This is a genomic window from Mesorhizobium sp. CNPSo 4661 (assembly GCF_057784215.1).
The window spans coordinates 246,406-264,152 of the sequence record NZ_JBWGIO010000010.1; the positions used below are offsets into that span (position 1 = coordinate 246,406).

The window sequence follows — 17,747 nt, forward strand, 5'->3', positions numbered from 1 at the left end:
CTGCTTTGCGATAAAGCCAGGCCTCTGCGCATCAGATGGCCTCGGCTAGCGCGGTTCAGCGTTTCACGGAATCGCCGAACCGCTCTAAGTCTTTGTTTTTACGCAATTCCGGACGGAAAACCGCTACGCACTTTTCCTGGAATTGCTCTAGCGCTTCAGGCGCTTCGGCCTGCCATTCGACCACGTCGGCCTTGATCGGATGGTAAAGCATGCCCCGCTGCGGGAAGGCGGTATCGTCTTCGTGAAAATAAGCCGTCATCGAAGGGCGCCAGACGAACGTCCCCGGACTGAGATGGGGGTCCTTCGCCGCATTCAGATAATTTCTTCTCCTCCGGCGCCAGGGCACAAACGGCCCGTTCCCGCCGATGTCCTCGATCCTGAGACCATGAACGCGCGCAATCGTCGGCACGAGGAATTCGTAGTGCCCACTCCATTCGCCTGTCGAGAGCGCCTCCTCATAGATGTCAACCAAGCGTCTCGAAACGCGCATGATCGGCAGAAATCCCCTCGTGTGCCGTGATTTCGGGCACGGTCCATTTGCCAAGTTCCAGAATGCCCAGCGCGGATCGCGGCGACGGGTATTGAGCGTCGTCGTGAGCAAGTCCGCGCCATTGCTTGAAAACTGGCGGAAGAAATCGTGCCATCGGCCGGCAAAGTCGACGTCATATTCGAGAACCCAGACGAATTCCCGATTTGCAGACCTCATCAAAGGGAAGAGGACAATGTCCATATAGCCCATCGACAACTGCCCGTTGCTCATGGCTTGCCGCACGCGCACGGAGGTCGGGTCGATCTCGAATTCTCCTCGTCCGGCGACGAGGTCGCTCAACGTCCACGGATTATAGGCGAGCTGCCAGTCGATGATGTCCTCCGTTTCGCGGCGGAGGCGGTCAAAATGAGCCTGTATTCGATCGTTCAGCACGTGCGTTATGAAGATACCTGCCTGCCGGCCACCTGCCGATGGGTCGAGCAATGGCCGCTGAAACGCCGCGAAGCGAAAGGGATTCATCGACAGGCGATCCTTCGGAAAAGCTGCTTCCATCCCATGGGCGCCACCATGGGCGCGGGCGGCTCGTCATGGAGCCGAAGGGCCAGGGCCGATATGTCCGGATCATCCACCGGGCTAAATTCATAAAGGGTCGGATCGAAGTCCTCGTAGAGATATTGATACTTCATCAATTCGAACGCCCCGGGCTCCTTTCTCTCGTAGAATTCGAGCTTGCTGGCCCGCTGCTCGCGATTTCGTACAACCCAGTCGAAATGGTACATGTGGCATTCTGGAGGCGCGTACAAAACGTCGGATTCATTGAACGAGAAGCCCGGCGTGTGGATCTTCTTCTTGAATCTTACCGAATCGACGAGGAACCCTCTAAACTGAAAGTCTAGTGGCGGCAGATTGGGCAGATTCGCGGCAAAAACAGCTATGGAATCGATAACGGCTACGGCGCGGCGCGGAACGGCGACCACTGGTTTATCTGTCGGCGCGGCAACATCGCGCAGCCAGGTCAGCAGGGCAGGTGAGGGAAATTCATCGTCGTCCAACCGGAAAATACGCTTTGCGCCTGAAACGGCTGCAATCTTCGGCAGAATGCCTTCGACATAAGAAGCGCCCCACTTGACCGATAGCTTGGTGGCCGAGTCCACTCTGCGAAGCACATCTTCCATGTATCGCGGCGCTGAACGGCTATCGACGAAGTACCGAATTTCAATCCCCAGTCGTCGATATTCCTCGGCAATTATCAGACTGTGCGGCGCTCCGTCGCGCGTAGGAACCACCAAAGAAAAATTCTGACTCATTCATCGACCGCCGCCAAACCGCCGCCCACCAAACGGCCTCCGCATATCGCATACAGCGACAACGTCCGCTACTTCGCCTTCTAACGAATTTCTCATAAATCTTTAATTACCTGGGCATAGTGGCACCCAAGGCCCGATTGGCCGGCAGACCAACTGTCCTTCCGCACCCGAACAGCCCGTCCAGGGCGGACCACGCGCTCCATCCAGGCCCCGAGCCTAGTAACCCAGCGCTTCCCCCGCTGCCGCGCGGCTGTCGATGGCGCCGTTGTAGCGCGCGCCGCCACCCTTCTCGATTTCGCCGAGGCTCTTGCCGCCGACCAGAATGCCGGCGGCCTGCCCCCAGGTCTGGTCGCTCAGATCGAGATGATAGCCCATGCCGGCAAGCAGCCGCTCCGTGTCCGGCGAAAGCCCGAAAGGCTCGACATAGACCGTGTCCGGCAGCCATTGATGATGGATGCGCGGCGCGTCGATCGCCTGCTGGATGTCCATGCCGTGGTCGATGACGTTGACGATCGCCTCCAGCGTGATGGTGATGATGCGCGAACCGCCCGGACTGCCGATGACCATGAACGGCTTGCCGTCCCTGGTGACGATCGTCGGGCTCATCGAGGATAAAGGCGTCTTCTTCGGCTGGATGGCGTTGGCCTCGCCCTGGACCAGCCCGTAGAGGTTCGGTACACCGGGCTTCTGGGTGAAATCGTCCATCTCGTTGTTGAGCAGGATGCCAGTGCCGTCGGCGACGACCCCGGCGCCGAAGGAGCCGTTCAGCGTATAGGTGACCGCGACCGCGTTGCCGTCATTGTCGACGATCGAATAGTGAGTGGTTTCCTTCGACTCGCCGAAGCCCTTGGGCATCAGGTCCTTCGACACGCCGGCACGGAAGGGATCGATCTTGTCGCGAATGTCTTTCGCGTAAGCCTTGTCGAGAAGCTTCGACACCGGATTGTCGACGAAATCCGGGTCGCCCAGCGCCGAGTTGCGGTCGACATAGGCATGGCGCATGGCCTCGACCATGACATGGACCGTCTCGGCGGAACCCGGGCCGAGATAGTCGAGCGGATAGCCTTCCAGCACGTTGAGAATCTCGCAGATGATGACACCGCCGGAACTCGGCGGCGGCGAGGAGATGATCTCGTAGCCGCGGTAGGAGCAGGTCACGGGCTTCAGCTCGCGCACGGCATATTGCTCGAAATCGCCCTTGGCGAGGATGCCCCCCTTGGCGCCGCTCGCCTTGACGATGGCGTCGGCGATCGACCCTTTGTAGAAGGCGTCCGGCCCCTTTTCCGAGATCGCCGAAAGCGAGGCGGCAAGGTCCGGCTGAACGAGCTTCTCGCCGACGCCGTAGGGCTTGCCGTCCTTTTTCAGGAAGATGGCGGCGGCCGCGGGATCCTTCGCCAGCCGCGCGGCGCTGCCGGCGAAGGAAGCCGCGTCGCCCTGATTGAGCACGAAGCCGTCCTTGGCGTAGGCGATTGCCGGCGCCATCAGATCCTGCCTTGAGAGCGTGCCGTATTTCTCGCGCGCCATCTCGAAACCAGCCACCGAGCCCGGCACGCCGACGGCGAGATAACCGTCGAGGCTGGCGCCCTTCACCGGATTGCCGTCCTTGTCGAGATACATGGTCTTGGTGGCGGCGAGCGGCGCGCGCTCGCGGAAGTCGAGGAAGGTCGTGCGGCCGTCCTTCATGCGCACGGTCATGAAGCCGCCGCCGCCTATATTGCCGGCATTGGGATAGACCACGGCAAGCGCGTAGCCGACCGCGACAGCGGCATCGACCGCGTTGCCGCCTTTCTTCAGCACGTCGACGCCGACTTCGGTGGCGAGATGCTGGGCGGTCACCACCATGCCGTGCTCACCTTTGGCGGGAGCCGGTGAAGCGGCGAAGGCGATGGTCGATGGCGTGAGGGTAATTGCGAGCGAAAGGATGACGCCGATCAGCGTCCGACGAGTCAAGGGCATGGCGGTGCTCCTGGCGTTGGGGACGCCTAGGAAAGACCGTCAGGGCGAATTAGTCCAATAATAATTGAAGCAGCGAGAGAGACCCCCTCACCCGGATTGCCAAGTCGAATTGCAAGGGCAATTCGGGCAATCCGACCTCTCCCCCCGGGGAGAGGAGCTTGCGACGGTGTTGACCTCTTCTCCCCTGGGGAAGAAGGTGGCCGCGCAGCGGTCGGATGAGGGGGCCTGGCTCGGCCTATCAGACGATGCCGCCGCCACCGCCCGCAACCGCCGGCCGTTCCGCCGCGACCTTGGCCCGGTAACCGGCCTCACGATAGGCAGCGACGGGATCGACGGCGCCGCCGGTCCTCAGCCTCGCCATGGCGAGGATCGGCTCGACGTCGGTGCGGTAGGCAGCTTTCAAAGTCTGCGTCGCCATCAGCGCATCATTGGCGTCCTGAAAACCCTCAAGCGCCTTGCGGTCGACCAGCAGCGCCTGCGCATAGGCGCGCTGCACCTCGACCGCCGACAGCATCAGGCTTTCGATCGGGTCGGTGACGTTGTGGCTCTGGTCGAGCATATGGGCGGGGTTGAAGCCCTTGGCGCCCGAAAGCTCGGCGTCGACCAGCTCGTTGAAGACGAGGAACAGCCGGTAGGGATCGATGGACCCGGCGTCGAGGTCGTCGTCGCCATATTTCGAATCGTTGAAGTGGAAGCCGCCGAGCTTGCCGAACTGGATCAGCCGCGACACGATCATCTCGATGTTGACGTTGGGCGCATGATGGCCGAGGTCAACCAGGCAGAAGGCCTTGTCGCCTAACTCCCTGGCGATGATGTAGTTGGTGCCCCAGTCCTGCACGACCGTCGAATAGAAGGCCGGTTCGTACATCTTGTGCTCGGTGAACAGCCGCCAATCGTCCGGCAGGCCGGCATAGATCTCGCGCATGGCGTCGAGATAGCGCTCGAAGGCTCTTGCGAAATTGACCTGACCGGGGAAGTTCGAGCCGTCGCCGATCCACACCGTCAGCGCCTTGGAGCCCAGCGTCCTGCCGATCTCTATGCATTCGAGATTATGCTCGACCGCCTGATGGCGCGTGCCGGCATCGGCGTGTGACAGCGAGCCGAACTTGTAGGAGCGTTCCTGATCCTTCGCGTCGGAGAAGGTATTCGAGTTCATCGCGTCGAAGCCGAGGCCGAAGCGCGAGGCCGCCTGCTTCAGCCGGTTCGGATCGGCCTTGTCCCAGGGAATGTGCAGCGAGACGGTAGGTGTGGCCTGCGTCAGCTGGCTGATGACGGCGCAATCCTCGATCTTGTCGAAGATGTCGCGCGGCTCGCCGGCGCCGGGGAAACGGGCAAAGCGCGTGCCGCCGGTGCCGACGCCCCAAGACGGGATCGCCACGCCGAATTTCTCGACCTTGTCGCGGATCGCGTCGATGGCGATGCCACGCCGGTCGAGGCGTTCGCCGAGGGAGGCGTAGTCGCGCTCGAGGTCGGGTTTGCGCGCGGCGTTGTGGCTGGCGACGAGATCGGCGCGGATAATTGTTTCGGACACTGCGGTTCCTCCTAGGAATACGTTCGGCAGGCGCTGCCCCTCATCCGCCTGCGGCACCTTCTCCCCGTTGAACGGGGAGAAGGGAAAGCGCACCTAGCGCGTAAAGCTTTGCGCGTTGCCGGCGTCGACGTTGACGATGTTGCCGGTCGACTTGGCCGACATGCCAGAGGCAAAGAAGTAGATCGCCTCGGCGATGTCCTCCGGGAAAACCGAGCGCTTCAGCATCGAGCGCGAGCGGTAGTGTTCCTCGAGATCGTCGGTCGACATCTTGTAGGCTGCGGCGCGCTGTTCCTTCCACTCGCCGGTCCAGATCTTGGAGCCGCGCAGCACGGCGTCCGGATTGACGACGTTGACCCTGATCTGCGCTTCCGCGCCCTCCAGCGCGAGGCAGCGGGCAAGGTGGATCTCAGCCGCCTTGGCCGTGCAATAAGCGGACGCATTCGGCGAAGCGGCAAGCCCGTTCTTGGAGGCGACGAAGACGACATTGCCGCCGATCTTCTGGGCGCGGAACAGCCGGAAGGCCTCGCGCGAAACCAGGAAATAGCCGGTGGACAGGATGTCCATGTTCTTGTTCCACAAGGCCAGCGTGGTCTCCTCGATCGGCGCCGAGGAGGCGAGGCCGGCATTGGAGACGAGGATGTCGATGCCGCCGAACTCGACCGCCGTCTCAGCGAAGGCGGAAAGCACCTGCTCCTCGGAGGTGACATCGATCCGCACCGGACGGACGAAGTCTTTTCCGAACGCCTTCGACAGCTCTTCATTGGCGCTGGCCAATGCCGTCTCGTCGATATCGGCGAGCACAACGCAGGCGCCTTCGCGCAGCAGCCGGTTGGCGGTGGCGCGGCCGATGCCGCCGGCGCCGCCGGTGACCAGCGCGATCTGGCCCGCCAGCGCCTTCGGCTTCGGCAGGCGCTGCAGCTTGGCCTCCTCGAGCTGCCAGTATTCAATGTCGAAGGCTTCCTGCGCCGGCAGGCCGACATAGGACGAGACCGTCGAGGCGCCACGCATGACGTTGATGGCGTTGACGTAGAACTCGCCGGAGATGCGCGCCGTCGCCTTGTCGCCGGCGAAGGTGAACATGCCGACGCCGGGCATCAGATAGACCACGGCGTTGGGATCGCGGATGGCCGGCGAGTCCGGATGCTTGCAGCTGTCGTAGTAGGCCTGGTAGCCGACGCGGTATTCGGCAATGTCGTCGGCGAGCCGCGCGATGACGGCGTCGATATCGGGCTTTGCCGGATCGAACTCGATCACCAGCGGCCGGATCTTGGTGCGCAGGAAGTGGTCGGGGCATGAGGTGCCGAGCGCCGCCAGCGGCCGCAGGTCCTTGGAGTTCACGAATTCGAGCACGGCGGGCTGATCGTCGAAATGGCCGAGCTTGTGGCTCTTTTCAGAGATCAGGCCGCGGATCCTTGGCATCAGCTTGGCCGCGATGGCGCGGCGCGCCGGAGCATTGAGCGACTTGACCGCTTCACCGCCGAAGATTGCCACACCTTCCGACCGACGCTCGAACCATTCGATCGCCTGGTTGATCACCGAGATCGTCGTTTCGTAGCATTCCTTCGGCGTGTCGCCCCAGGTGAACAGGCCATGGCTTTCGAGCACCACGCCCCTGGCGTCGGGGTTTTCGAGGCAGAATTTCTCCAGCCACAGGCCAAGCTCGAAGCCCGGCCGCTTCCAGGGCAGCCAGCCGATGGCGTCGCCGAAGATCTCCTTCGTGATCGCCTTGGAATCCTTGGCCGCGGCGACCGCGATGATGGCGTCTGGATGCATGTGGTCGACGCAAGGCTTCGGCACGTAAGCGTGCAGCGGCGTGTCGATCGAGGCCGCGCGCGGATTGAGGTTGAAGGTGCAGTGGGGCAGGTAGCCCACCATCTCGTCCTCATGCTCGACGCCGCGATAAAGACTTTTGATGGCGCGCAGCTTGTCCATGTAGAGCGTGGCGAAACCGTCGAGCTTGATCGAGGCGCTGTCGCCGCCGGAGCCCTTGACCCAGAGGACCTCGACGTCCTCGCCGGTGAGCGGGTCCTTCTGCCAGACCTTCGACGAGGTGTTGCCGCCGCCATAGTTGGTGACGCGCTTGTCGGATCCTAGCGTGTTCGAGCGATAGACCAGGAGCTCGGGACCGCTCATCCCCTCGGCTTTTGCATCGTCCCACAGATTGGCGAGGCGCGAGCCGGAGCGCTTGTCGAGCATAGGTATCCTCCCTTGGAGCGCGAACGCCGCGCCCCTCATTTCTCGCCGGGAATGTCTACGCAAGCGCCGCACTTGTCAATCACAAACGATCAATATCAATCATATTGCACTGCACAATGAAAATATTTGATCGGAAATGATTGACACTGCGCGTTTTCTAAGGCCTGATGCCTGGGCAGGGAGGAACCATGCACGAGAAAGAGCGCCACAGGATCATTCTGTCCGCCGTCCAGGAAAAGCCTGTGGTGACGGTTCAGGAGATGGTCGAGCTGACGGACTCCTCCGAAGCGACGATCCGGCGCGATATCGCGGCGCTGCATGTCCAGAAGCGCCTGCGTCGCGTGCGCGGCGGCGCCGAGGCGATCTCGCCGCCGCAGTTCATCGGCCTTGCCGGCCGGCCCTTCTCCGTCAACGAAACGCTGAACGCCGCGCAGAAGCGGGCGATCGCGCGGGAAGCGGTCAACCTTTGCACGGACGGCGAGCCGATCATCATCAATGGCGGCACCACCACCTTCCAGATGGTGCATTTCCTGACCGGACGCCGCATGCCGATCTTCACCAACTCGTTCCCGATCGCCGAGCATCTGCTCAAGCACTCCAAGAACACGGTGATGCTGTCGGGGGGCACAATCTACCGCGAGCAGAACATCATCCTGTCGCCCTTCGACAATGACGTGACGCGCAACTTCTATGCGCGTCGCATGTTCATGGGCGCGCAAGGGTTGGGCCCGCTCGGGCTGATGGAAGGCGACCCGCTGCTGATCCAGGCCGAGCAGAAATTGATCGACCAGGCCGACGAGCTGGTGGTGCTGGTCGATTCCTCGAAATTCCGCATGCGCTCCAGCCTGATCCTGTGCGGGCTGTCGCGCATCGCGACCGTGATCACCGACGATGGTATCGAGGACCGCGAGGCCAAGATGCTCGAAACGGCGGGCGTGGCGCTGATCGTCGCCCGCAGACAGTCAAGCGAGAAGGAAGAATCTTCACTGCAGGCCTGAGGAAAACTCACGCCCGCAGCGGCGATGGAATGCAACGCTCAAGGGAGGATATTCGATGAGCTTTTTGAAGAAACTGCTGGTCACGGCGGCCTTTTCCGCCGCCATGTTCGTGAATGCCGCCTATGCCGAGAACGTCAAGATCGCGCTGGTGGTGAAGTCGCTCGGCAACGGCTTCTTCGACGCCGCCAACAAGGGCGCCGAGGAAGCGGCCAAGGAACTGGGCGATGTCGACGTCATCTACACCGGCCCGACCAAGGCGACCGCCGAAGCGCAGATCGAAGTGATCAATTCACTGATCGCGCAGAAGGTCAACGCGATCGCCGTTTCGGCCAATGACGCCGACGCGCTGGTGCCGGTGCTGAAGAAGGCGATGGAGCGCGGCATCACCGTCATCTCATGGGATTCCGGCGTCGCCAAGGAAGGCCGCCAGCTCCACCTCAATCCGTCCGACACCGGCCTGATCGGCGAGACCATCATCAAGCTCGCCGCCGACTACCTGCCGGAAGGCGGCGATGTCGCGATCCTGTCGGCCTCCTCGACGGCGACGAACCAGAACGCCTGGATCGAAGCGGCCAAGAAAGTGCTGCCGGAGAAGTTCCCGAAGATCAAGCTGGTCGCCACCGTCTATGGCGATGACGACTCGGCCAAGAGCACCGACGAAGCCAAGGGCCTGTTGAAGTCCTACCCGAACCTCAAGGCGATCATCGCGCCGACCACAGTTGGTGTTGTAGCGGCTGCGCAGGTCGTCACCGACGAGAACCTGATCGGCAAGGTCAACGTCACCGGCCTCGCCCTGCCGTCGGAGTTCAAGAAGTTCATCGACAATGGCGCCAGCCAGGCGGTTGCGCTGTGGAACCCGATCGATCTCGGCTATTCGGCGATCTATCTCGCCCATGACCTGGCGGTGAAGAAGGAAGAGGCGAAGCCCGGCGCCACGCTGTCGATCGGCCGCGTCGGCAAGGTGACGCTCGACGACACCAACTCGGCCGCGATGGCTCCGCCCTTCCAGTTCGACAAGACCAACATCGAGAAGTTCTCGAAGATCTACTGATCCTGGTCGACTTAACGCTCATGCGGCGGGACAACTGTCCCGCCGCATCCTCAAACGGACCTTCTCTCAGGGCCTGATACGATATGGACACGACAGCCCAGCGCAAAGCGGAGACGGAGCGACCCCAGCCCTCCGGCCCCTCCCAAAGCGCCTCTCCGCGCCTGACGCTGTCGGGCATCTCCAAGAGTTTCCCGGGCGTGCGCGCGCTGCACAATGTCAGCCTGTCGCTCTATCCGGGCCAAGTCACCGCGCTGATCGGCGAGAACGGCGCCGGCAAGTCGACGCTGGTCAAGATCATGACCGGCATCTACCAGCCCGATTCAGGCGAGATCGGCATTGACGGCCAGGCCACGACGCTGCCCAGCGCGCATGCCGCCTTCGGCCACGGCATCACCGCCATCCATCAGGAAACCGTGCTGTTCGACGATCTTTCGGTCGCCGAAAACATCTTCCTCGGCCACGCGCCGCGCACCCGCTTCGGCACCATCGACTGGCGCACCATGCGCAGACAAGCCCGCGAGGTGCTGGAGACGATGCGCGCCGGCCATATCGACGCCGACGCGCGACTGAAGGACCTCGGCATCGCCAACAAGCACCTCGTGGCTGTCGCCCGCGCCATGTCGATCGACGCGCGCATCGTCATCATGGACGAGCCGACCGCGGCGCTTTCGATGAAAGAAATCGAGGAGCTTTTCCTGCTCATCGAATTCCTGAAGAGCGAAGGCAAGGCCGTGCTCTTCATCAGCCACAAGTTCGACGAGATCTACCGCATCGCCGACCGCTACACCGTCTTCCGCGACGGCGAGATGGTCGGCGAAGGCCTGCTCAAGGACACCGGCCAGAACGAGATCGTGCGCATGATGGTCGGCCGCAACGTCGACCACATCTTCCCGCAGCGCGAGCCGAAGATCGGCGCGCCGGTGCTGTCCGTCTCCGGCCTGTCGCATCCGACCGAATTCGACGATATCGGTTTCGAGCTGCGCAAGGGCGAGATCCTCGGTTTCTACGGGCTGGTCGGCGCCGGCCGCAGCGAGGTCATGCAGGCGATCGCCGGCATCACGCGCACCAGCCGGGGCGCGATTTCGCTGGACGGCCAGACGATCGCGCCGAGATCGGCGGCCGACTCGATCGAGGCCGGCATCGTCTATGTGCCGGAAGAACGCGGCAAGCAGGGCGTGGTGATCGGCCTGCCGATCTTCCAGAACGTGTCGCTGCCATCACTGGCGCGCACCTCGAAATCCGGCGTGCTGAGCCTGGCGGAAGAATTCTCGCTCGCCCGCTCCTACACCGAGCGGCTCGATCTGCGCGCCTCATCGCTCAGCCAGGATGTCGGCACGCTTTCCGGCGGCAACCAGCAGAAGGTGGTCATCGCCAAATGGCTGGCCACAACGCCCAAGGTGATCATCCTCGACGAGCCGACCAAAGGCATCGACATCGGCTCCAAGGCCGCCGTGCACGGCTTCATGGCCGAGTTGGTCGCGCAAGGCCTTTCGGTGATCATGGTCTCGTCGGAACTGCCCGAAATCCTCGGCATGTCCGACCGCGTCGTGGTCATGCGCGAAGGCCGCATCGCGGCGACGTACGACAACAAGGGGCTGGACGCCGAAACGCTGGTTCGAACGGCAGCGGGGATCGCGGCATGAAGAGCTTCCTCAAATATCGCGAGATCTGGCTGCTTGCCGGCATCGTCGTGCTGATCGGCCTGATCTCGACGCGCTTTCCGGGCTTCGCCGACCCGGCCAATCTGCGCCAGGTGTTCAACGACACCTCGATCCTGATGATCCTGGCGCTCGGACAGATGGTGGTGATCCTGACGCGATCGATCGACCTGTCGATGGCGTCCAACCTCTGCTTCACCGGCATGGTGGTGGCGATGCTCAACGCCGCGCATCCGGCGATCCCGATCCCGGTGCTGATCGTGATCGCATTATTGGTTGGCCTGGTGCTCGGCGCGATCAACGGCTTGCTGGTGTGGCGGCTGAACATCCCGTCGATCGTGGTGACGCTGGGCACGCTCACCATCTATCGCGGCGCCACCTTCGTCATCTCGGGCGGCGCCTGGGTCAACGCCGACCAGATGAGCCCCGCCTTCATCAACTTCCAGCGCGCCGCCTTCCTCGGCCTGCCGGTGCTGTCGTGGATCGCCATCATCGTGATCGCGCTGTTCTTCCTGGTGATGACGCGGACCGCGATCGGCCGCTCGATCCACGCCATCGGCGTCAACCCGACCGCCTCGGTCTATGCCGGCATCGATGTCGGCCGCACCAAGTTCATCGTCTTTTGCATTTCCGGCATGATCGGCGGGCTCGCCGGCTATCTGTGGATCTCGCGCTACGTGATCGCCTCGGTCGAGGTCGCCAACGGCTATGAGCTCAACATCATCGCGGCCTGCGTCATCGGCGGCATTTCGATCGCCGGCGGCATCGGCTCGGTCGGCGGCGCGGTGCTGGGCGCGCTGTTCCTCGGCATCATCTCCAACGCACTGCCGGTCATCAACATCTCGCCCTTCTGGCAGATGGCGATCTCGGGCAGCGCCATCATCCTGGCCGTGGTGCTCAACGCGCGCGGCGAACGCCGGCAGGGTCGCATCATCCTCAGAAAGGCGGAAGCGGCATGACCGACGCCCCTCACCCGCGCCATATCCCCGACCGGCTCGACAAGCCGCTGTCCTCGGCGATCTTCTCCTGGGAGGCGCTGCTCGTCGTCATCGCGGTCGCCATCTTCGCTGTGAACAGCTTCGCCTCGCCCTACTTCCTCGACCCGTGGTCGCTGTCGGACCTTACCTTCAACTTCACGGAAAAAGGGCTGATCGCTTTAGCCATGGCGCTGCTGATCATCTCCGGCGAGATCGACCTTTCGGTCGCGGCGATCGTGGCTTTAGCCTCGACGATGATGGGCATGGCCGTGCAGGCCGGCGCCGGCACGCCGGTGCTGGTGGCGATCGGCATCGTCGTCGGCTTGGGCTGCGGCGCCTTCAACGGGCTGCTGGTCACCCGCCTCGGCCTGCCTTCCATCGTCGTCACCATCGGCACGATGAGCCTATTCCGCGGCATCGCCTTCATCATCCTCGGCGACCAGGCCTACAAGGGCTATCCGGAAAGCTTCGCCTCCTTCGGCCAGGGTTACGTCTGGTGGGTCTTCTCGTTCGAGCTGGCGCTGTTCCTCGTCGCGGCTTTGATCTACTGGTTCGTGCTGCACCGCACGGCTTTTGGCCGTCGCGTCTTCGCCATCGGCAACAATCCGGTCGCCTGCCAGTTCTCCGGCGTGCGCGTTGCCCGCATCAAGTTCATCCTGTTTTGCCTGACCGGGCTGATGTCGGGCATAGCCTCTGTGCTGATCACGTCGCGGCTCGGTTCGACGCGGCCGTCGATCGCGCAGGGCTATGAGCTGGAAGCCATCACCATGGTGGTGCTGGGCGGCGTCTCGATCCTCGGAGGCGCCGGCAGCATCCTCGGCGTCGTGCTTGCCGCCTTCATCATGGGGCTGGTGACGTTCGGGCTCGGCCTGCTCAACGTGCCGGGCATCGTCATGTCGATCTTCATCGGCCTGTTGCTGATCATCGTCATTGCGCTGCCGATCGTCTGGCGGCGACTGCGCGAAGGGCGCTTCGCCTGATGGAAAAATACGCCTTCAAGATGAAGCTCAATCCCGGGATGAAAGCCGAATACAAGCGTCGCCATGACGAGATCTGGCCTGAGCTGGTGGCGCTTCTGAAGCGGGCCGGCGTCTCCGACTATTCGATCCACCTCGACGAGGAGACCGACATCCTGTTCGGCGTGCTTTGGCGCCGTGACGATCACGACATGGCGGACTTGCCCAAGCATCCGGTGATGCAGCGCTGGTGGGCGCATATGGCCGACGTCATGGAAACCAAAGCCGACAACGAACCGGTGGCGGTGCCGCTGGAAACGTTGTTCCATATGGCATGATCCGCCACGTCGCCGTCATCGACATCGGCAAGAGCAACGCCAAGGTGGCGCTGGTCGATCTCACGACGCTGAGCGAAATTGCGCTGCGCCGCACGGCGAACTCGCCGGTGCGGCACGCGCCCTACCCGCACCACGATGTCGAGGCGCTGTGGACGTTCATCCTGAACAGCCTGACCTATCTCGACGGCGAACGGCGGATCGACGCCATTTCGATCACCACGCATGGCGCGACCGGCGCGCTGGTGGACGCCTCAGGCGAACTGGTGCTCCCGGTGCTCGACTATGAGTTCGACGGTCCCAATTGGCTTGCGGCCGACTACGACGCCGTCCGCCCCCCCTTTGCCGAGACCGGCACGCCGCGGCTGCCGATCGGCCTCAATCTCGGCGCGCAGCTCTTCTGGCAGCAGAAGTGGTTCCCAGCGGAATTCGCCAGGGCCGCTGCGATGCTGATGTACCCGCAATATTGGGCGCTGCGGCTGACCGGCGTCGCAGCCAACGAGGCGACGTCGCTCGGCTGCCACACCGATCTGTGGAACCCCTGGACCTCCGACTATTCCTCGCTGGTCGACAAGATGGGGTGGCGCCAACTGATGGCGCCGGTGCGGCCGGCAAAAGACCGGCTTGGTCCAATCCTGCCAGCGCTTGCGCGACGCACCGGGCTCGACGAGCAGACTCCGGTGTTCTGCGGACTGCACGATTCCAACGCCTCGCTGTTGCCGCATCTGTTGTCCGATCGGCCGCCCTTCTCGGTCGTTTCGACCGGCACATGGGTGGTGTCGATGGCGGTTGGCGGCAGGACGGTGGAACTCGACCCGGCACGTGACACGCTGGTCAATGTCAACGCGCTCGGCGATCCGGTGCCTTCGGCGCGCTTCATGGGTGGACGCGAGTTTTCGCTGCTGACCGAGGGCCAGCCACAGGAATGGAGCGAGGCCGATATTGTCGCCGTTCTGGCGCGGCAGGCCTTGCTGCTGCCTTCCACCCAACAGGGCTCCGGGCCTTTCCCGCACCGCGACGCACAGTGGGCCAATGCCGACGACCTAACCCCCGGCCAGCGCTTCGCCGCCATTTCGTTCTACCTGGCGCTGATGACCGCGACCTGCCTGGAGCTGATTGGCGGCGACGGGCCGACAACCGTCGAGGGACCGTTCGCGCAAAACCCGCTTTTCAACTGCATGCTGGCGGCAGCGACGGGACGACCGGTCGCTACGTCGGAGACCTCGACGGGCACCAGCATCGGGGCGGCATTATTGGCCTCAGATGGTGTGACCGTGATGAGCAAGGGTGAGCGCACCGCACCGCCAGTCGAGCGCGCCTGGGGCGAATACGTGTTGGCGTGGCAGCAGGCCGTGAAGCTCTAAGCCGGCTCAGCGCGCCGTCCCGTAAAGCAGTCCCCGCGGGTCGATCTGCGGCTTGCGGCCGGCGACGACGTCGGCCAGGAATTGGCCGGAGCCGCAGGCCATGGTCCAGCCGACATGGCCGTGGCCGGTGTCGAGATAGAGATTGCGGTATTTCGCCTGGCCGATCACCGGCACCGAGTTCGGCATCATCGGCCTCAAGCCGGCCCACAGCACGGCCTTCTTCTCGTCGAAGGCACCCGGGAAAAGATCCTTGCCGGTTTCCAGGATGGTCCTGAAATCGCCGGGCTTGAAGCTGCGGTCGAAACCGGTGAATTCGGCCGTCGAGGACATGCGCAGGCGATTGCCGAGCCTCGAATAGCCGATCAGCCGATCCTCGTCGGCGCCGCCCATGGTCGGCCCCTTGCTTTCGTCCTCCAGGGGAATGGTCGCCGTATAGCCCTTCACCGGATAAACCGGCAAGTCGATGCCGTAACGTCGGCCGAGCAAGCCGCTTTCCGGTCCCATGGAGATGACGACGGCGTCGCCTGTGACCGGCCCTGCCGAGGTGATGACCGCCCGCACACGGTCGCCCTCGATGTCGAGACCCTGGATCGTCGTGCCGAACAGGAATCTGACGCCGAGCTTCTCGGCGGCATAGGCGGCGAGCCTGTCGGTGAACTGCTTGGAATCGCCGGTCTGGTCGATCGGCGAATAGATGCCGCCGGCGATCTTTTCCTTCACGCCGGCAAGGCCCGGCTCCAGCTCGACCAGGCGCTCGCGGCCGACAATCTCGATCGGCAGGCCGTGCTCGCCGAGATAGCGGTAATTGTCGGTGCCGGTGTCGAGGCTCTTCTGCGACCGGAAAAAGTAGAGAATGCCCTTCTTGCGCTCGTCGTAATGGATGCCGGTCTCCTCCGACAGTTGATTGATGCACGCGCGCGAGTGGAGCGCCAGTCTCAGCTTGATGTCGGTGTTGGCGCGCAGCCGCTTGATCGTGCATTCGCGCAGGAAACGCAGGCTCCAGGCATAGAAATACGGATCGAGGCGCAGCCTCACCTTGATGCCGAGATCGTGATTCCAGAGCGCGCGCAGGAAGGTTTTCAGCGCAGCCGGCGAGGCCCAGGCGGTGGCGTCGCCCGGCGACACCAGACCGGCATTCGACTGGCTGGTGCCCCGCGCCGCCGCTTCATGGCGCTCGATCACCGTCACCTCATGACCGTCTTTGGCCAGATAGTAGGCGGCCGCCGTGCCAACCACGCCGGCGCCGAGAACCAGGACCTTCATGCCATCCCCCTCAAGGATCGTGCCGGGCGGCACGCTTCTGCGCACCGCTCCGGCTATCCCTTAACGCCTCTGCAGAGGTCGCACGAGCCCTTGGCCCAACAGATGGACTATTTGTCTTGACGCAATTCCGGACGGAAGGCTACGGCGAAGTCGCCGAGCCTGACCGCTACACACTTTTCCTGGAATTGCTCAGTTTCGAACCGAGTTCTTGGTCGTCAGAATGCGCTCCCACGCCAACGCATCATTGACGATCAGGTCGAGATCGTCGCGCTGCGGCGTCCAGCCGAGCTCCTTGCGGGCGAGCTCGGAATTGGCGACCACCGCGGCGGCGTCGCCCGGCCGGCGGTCCCCCATACGCACATCGAAGTCATGGCCGAAGGCGCGGCGCACGCTGTCGATCACTTCCAGCACCGAATAGCCATGGCTGTAGCCGCAATTGGCGACGAGGCTACTCCCGCCGTCGCGCAGCCGCTGCAGCGCCAGCCGGTGCGCGGCGGCGAGATCGCTGACATGGATATAATCGCGCATGCAGGTGCCGTCCGGCGTCGGATAATCATTGCCGAAGACCTGCATGAAGGGGCGCTTGCCGAGCGCGGTCTCGCAGGCGACCTTGATCAGATGCGTGGCGCCGGGCGTCGACTGTCCGGTGCGGCCCTTCGGATCGGCGCCGGCAACGTTGAAATAGCGCAGTGCCGTATAGCGGATGTCGTGCGCCAGCGCCGCATCGCGCAGCATCCATTCGCTCATCAGCTTGGAGAGGCCATAAGGCGATTCCGGCGCAAGGCGGGCATCCTCGCGCACCGGCTCCAGCCCGGCGCCGCCATAGACGGCGGCAGTGGAGGAGAAGATGAAGTGCGGCACGCCTTCACGCACCGCGGTTTCGATCAGCGTGCGGGTCTTGCAGGTGTTGTTCTCGTAGTAGCCGAGCGGATCGGCGACCGATTCCGGCACCACGATCGAGCCGGCGAAATGGATGATGGCGTCGACCTTGTTTTCGCGGATCACCTGGCCGACCAGTTCCTTGTCGGCGACGTCGCCGATCACGAGCTTTGCCTCGGGCGCCACCGCCCATTCGAAGCCGGTGGAAAGCCGGTCGAGCACCACGACGCTCTCGCCGGCGTCGAGCAGCTCCCAGACCATGTGGCTGCCGATATAGCCGGCACCGCCCGTCACCAAAACCGTCATTTTCTACCTCGCTGATCAAGATTTATCGGAAACTGTCTCAACAGCCACCGTGCTGGAAACCCCGCCGCAAGCCCGCTAAAGCCTATGTCGTTCCCCCAAAACCGCTGTGCACTTTTGGGCGATATGCATACGCCTCCCCATAATGTTAAGTCCGTAACAGTTCCTCCCGTCCGAGGCATCGTACTGAAACAAAGCTGCTTCAAACAGCCGGGAATAGGCCACGATCCGGCATCGTTAGGAACAGGGCCGGGGCGTGGCATTTTGACCGGTGGGGTCCGGTGGACGTGGCATGGGCCAGTGACTATGATCCGCCGCAAAATTGGGAAGCCGACATGAATTACCAGCGGTTCTTCGAGGATGCGATCGACCAGCTCCACGCCGAGCGTCGCTACCGCGTTTTCGCCGACCTCGAGCGCATCGTTGGCAAGTTCCCGCGCGCCATCTGGCGTTCCAACGGCCGCGCCCAGGAAATCACCGTCT

Annotated in this window: 14 protein-coding genes and 1 pseudogene; 8 read left to right on the forward strand and 7 right to left on the reverse strand. The window is 63.2% G+C overall.

Going from position 1 to position 17,747, the window contains the following annotated elements; all coding sequences use genetic code 11:
- Positions 1–55: 55 nt before the first annotated feature.
- From AC0YKC_RS17260 to AC0YKC_RS17280, 5 genes are all read right to left on the reverse strand, one after another.
- The gene (locus AC0YKC_RS17260; protein ID WP_488511903.1) at positions 56–1,042 is read right to left on the reverse strand and encodes a hypothetical protein; all 987 of its coding nucleotides are present in this window, start codon (positions 1,040–1,042) and stop codon (positions 56–58) included.
- Positions 1,006–1,797, reverse strand: a complete 792-nt coding sequence (locus tag AC0YKC_RS17265; protein WP_488511904.1) for a hypothetical protein — start codon at positions 1,795–1,797, stop codon at positions 1,006–1,008. The genes AC0YKC_RS17260 and AC0YKC_RS17265 overlap by 37 nt, the downstream gene beginning before the upstream one ends.
- Before the next feature lie 216 nt (positions 1,798–2,013).
- A complete protein-coding gene (ggt, locus tag AC0YKC_RS17270; protein WP_488511905.1) occupies positions 2,014–3,753 on the reverse strand; it encodes a gamma-glutamyltransferase in 1,740 nt (579 codons plus the stop codon).
- 238 nt (positions 3,754–3,991) lie between these two features.
- Positions 3,992–5,284 (reverse strand): L-rhamnose catabolism isomerase, encoded by a 1,293-nt coding sequence (gene rhaI, locus AC0YKC_RS17275; protein ID WP_320298860.1) that lies wholly within the window; start codon positions 5,282–5,284, stop codon positions 3,992–3,994.
- A gap of 93 nt (positions 5,285–5,377) precedes the next feature.
- Positions 5,378–7,480, reverse strand: coding sequence for a bifunctional rhamnulose-1-phosphate aldolase/short-chain dehydrogenase (locus AC0YKC_RS17280; RefSeq protein WP_488511906.1), 2,103 nt, complete (start codon positions 7,478–7,480; stop codon positions 5,378–5,380).
- A gap of 188 nt (positions 7,481–7,668) precedes the next feature.
- Here AC0YKC_RS17280 and AC0YKC_RS17285 point away from each other — a divergent pair, with 188 nt between their 5' ends.
- The 7 genes from AC0YKC_RS17285 (at position 7,669) to AC0YKC_RS17315 (ending at position 14,819) form a co-directional block, all read left to right on the forward strand.
- Positions 7,669–8,478 carry a DeoR/GlpR family DNA-binding transcription regulator gene (locus tag AC0YKC_RS17285; RefSeq protein WP_320298862.1) on the forward strand — a complete coding sequence of 270 codons (810 nt, stop codon included), beginning with the start codon at positions 7,669–7,671 and terminating at the stop codon, positions 8,476–8,478.
- Positions 8,479–8,533: 55 nt separating this feature from the next.
- Positions 8,534–9,529, forward strand: a complete 996-nt coding sequence (gene rhaS / locus AC0YKC_RS17290; protein ID WP_140647400.1) for a rhamnose ABC transporter substrate-binding protein — start codon at positions 8,534–8,536, stop codon at positions 9,527–9,529.
- 83 nt (positions 9,530–9,612) lie between these two features.
- Positions 9,613–11,172, forward strand: a complete 1,560-nt coding sequence (locus tag AC0YKC_RS17295) for a sugar ABC transporter ATP-binding protein (RefSeq protein WP_488511908.1) — start codon at positions 9,613–9,615, stop codon at positions 11,170–11,172.
- Positions 11,169–12,146 (forward strand): ABC transporter permease, encoded by a 978-nt coding sequence (locus AC0YKC_RS17300; protein ID WP_488511909.1) that lies wholly within the window; start codon positions 11,169–11,171, stop codon positions 12,144–12,146. Before AC0YKC_RS17295 ends, AC0YKC_RS17300 begins: the two co-directional genes overlap by 4 nt.
- Positions 12,143–13,144 (forward strand): ABC transporter permease, encoded by a 1,002-nt coding sequence (locus tag AC0YKC_RS17305; RefSeq protein WP_488511911.1) that lies wholly within the window; start codon positions 12,143–12,145, stop codon positions 13,142–13,144. Before AC0YKC_RS17300 ends, AC0YKC_RS17305 begins: the two co-directional genes overlap by 4 nt.
- On the forward strand, positions 13,144–13,458 hold the full coding sequence (gene rhaM / locus AC0YKC_RS17310) for an L-rhamnose mutarotase (RefSeq protein ID WP_320298867.1): 315 nt from the start codon (positions 13,144–13,146) through the stop codon (positions 13,456–13,458). The genes AC0YKC_RS17305 and rhaM overlap by 1 nt, the downstream gene beginning before the upstream one ends.
- Positions 13,455–14,819: an FGGY-family carbohydrate kinase gene (locus tag AC0YKC_RS17315; RefSeq protein ID WP_488511913.1), complete on the forward strand. Its 1,365-nt coding sequence runs from the start codon at positions 13,455–13,457 to the stop codon at positions 14,817–14,819. Before rhaM ends, AC0YKC_RS17315 begins: the two co-directional genes overlap by 4 nt.
- Before the next feature lie 6 nt (positions 14,820–14,825).
- On the opposite strand, the gene AC0YKC_RS17320 is transcribed toward AC0YKC_RS17315, so the two are convergent.
- Entirely contained in the window at positions 14,826–16,082 is a 1,257-nt protein-coding gene (locus AC0YKC_RS17320) for a D-amino acid dehydrogenase (protein WP_488511914.1), read from the reverse strand.
- A gap of 189 nt (positions 16,083–16,271) precedes the next feature.
- Positions 16,272–17,267 carry a UDP-glucose 4-epimerase GalE gene (gene galE / locus AC0YKC_RS17325; RefSeq protein WP_320298870.1) on the reverse strand — a complete coding sequence of 332 codons (996 nt, stop codon included), beginning with the start codon at positions 17,265–17,267 and terminating at the stop codon, positions 16,272–16,274.
- 332 nt (positions 17,268–17,599) lie between these two features.
- Between galE and AC0YKC_RS17330 the strand changes: the two are divergent.
- A pseudogene (locus tag AC0YKC_RS17330) lies at positions 17,600–17,747 on the forward strand (5-aminolevulinate synthase); the annotation flags it as partial.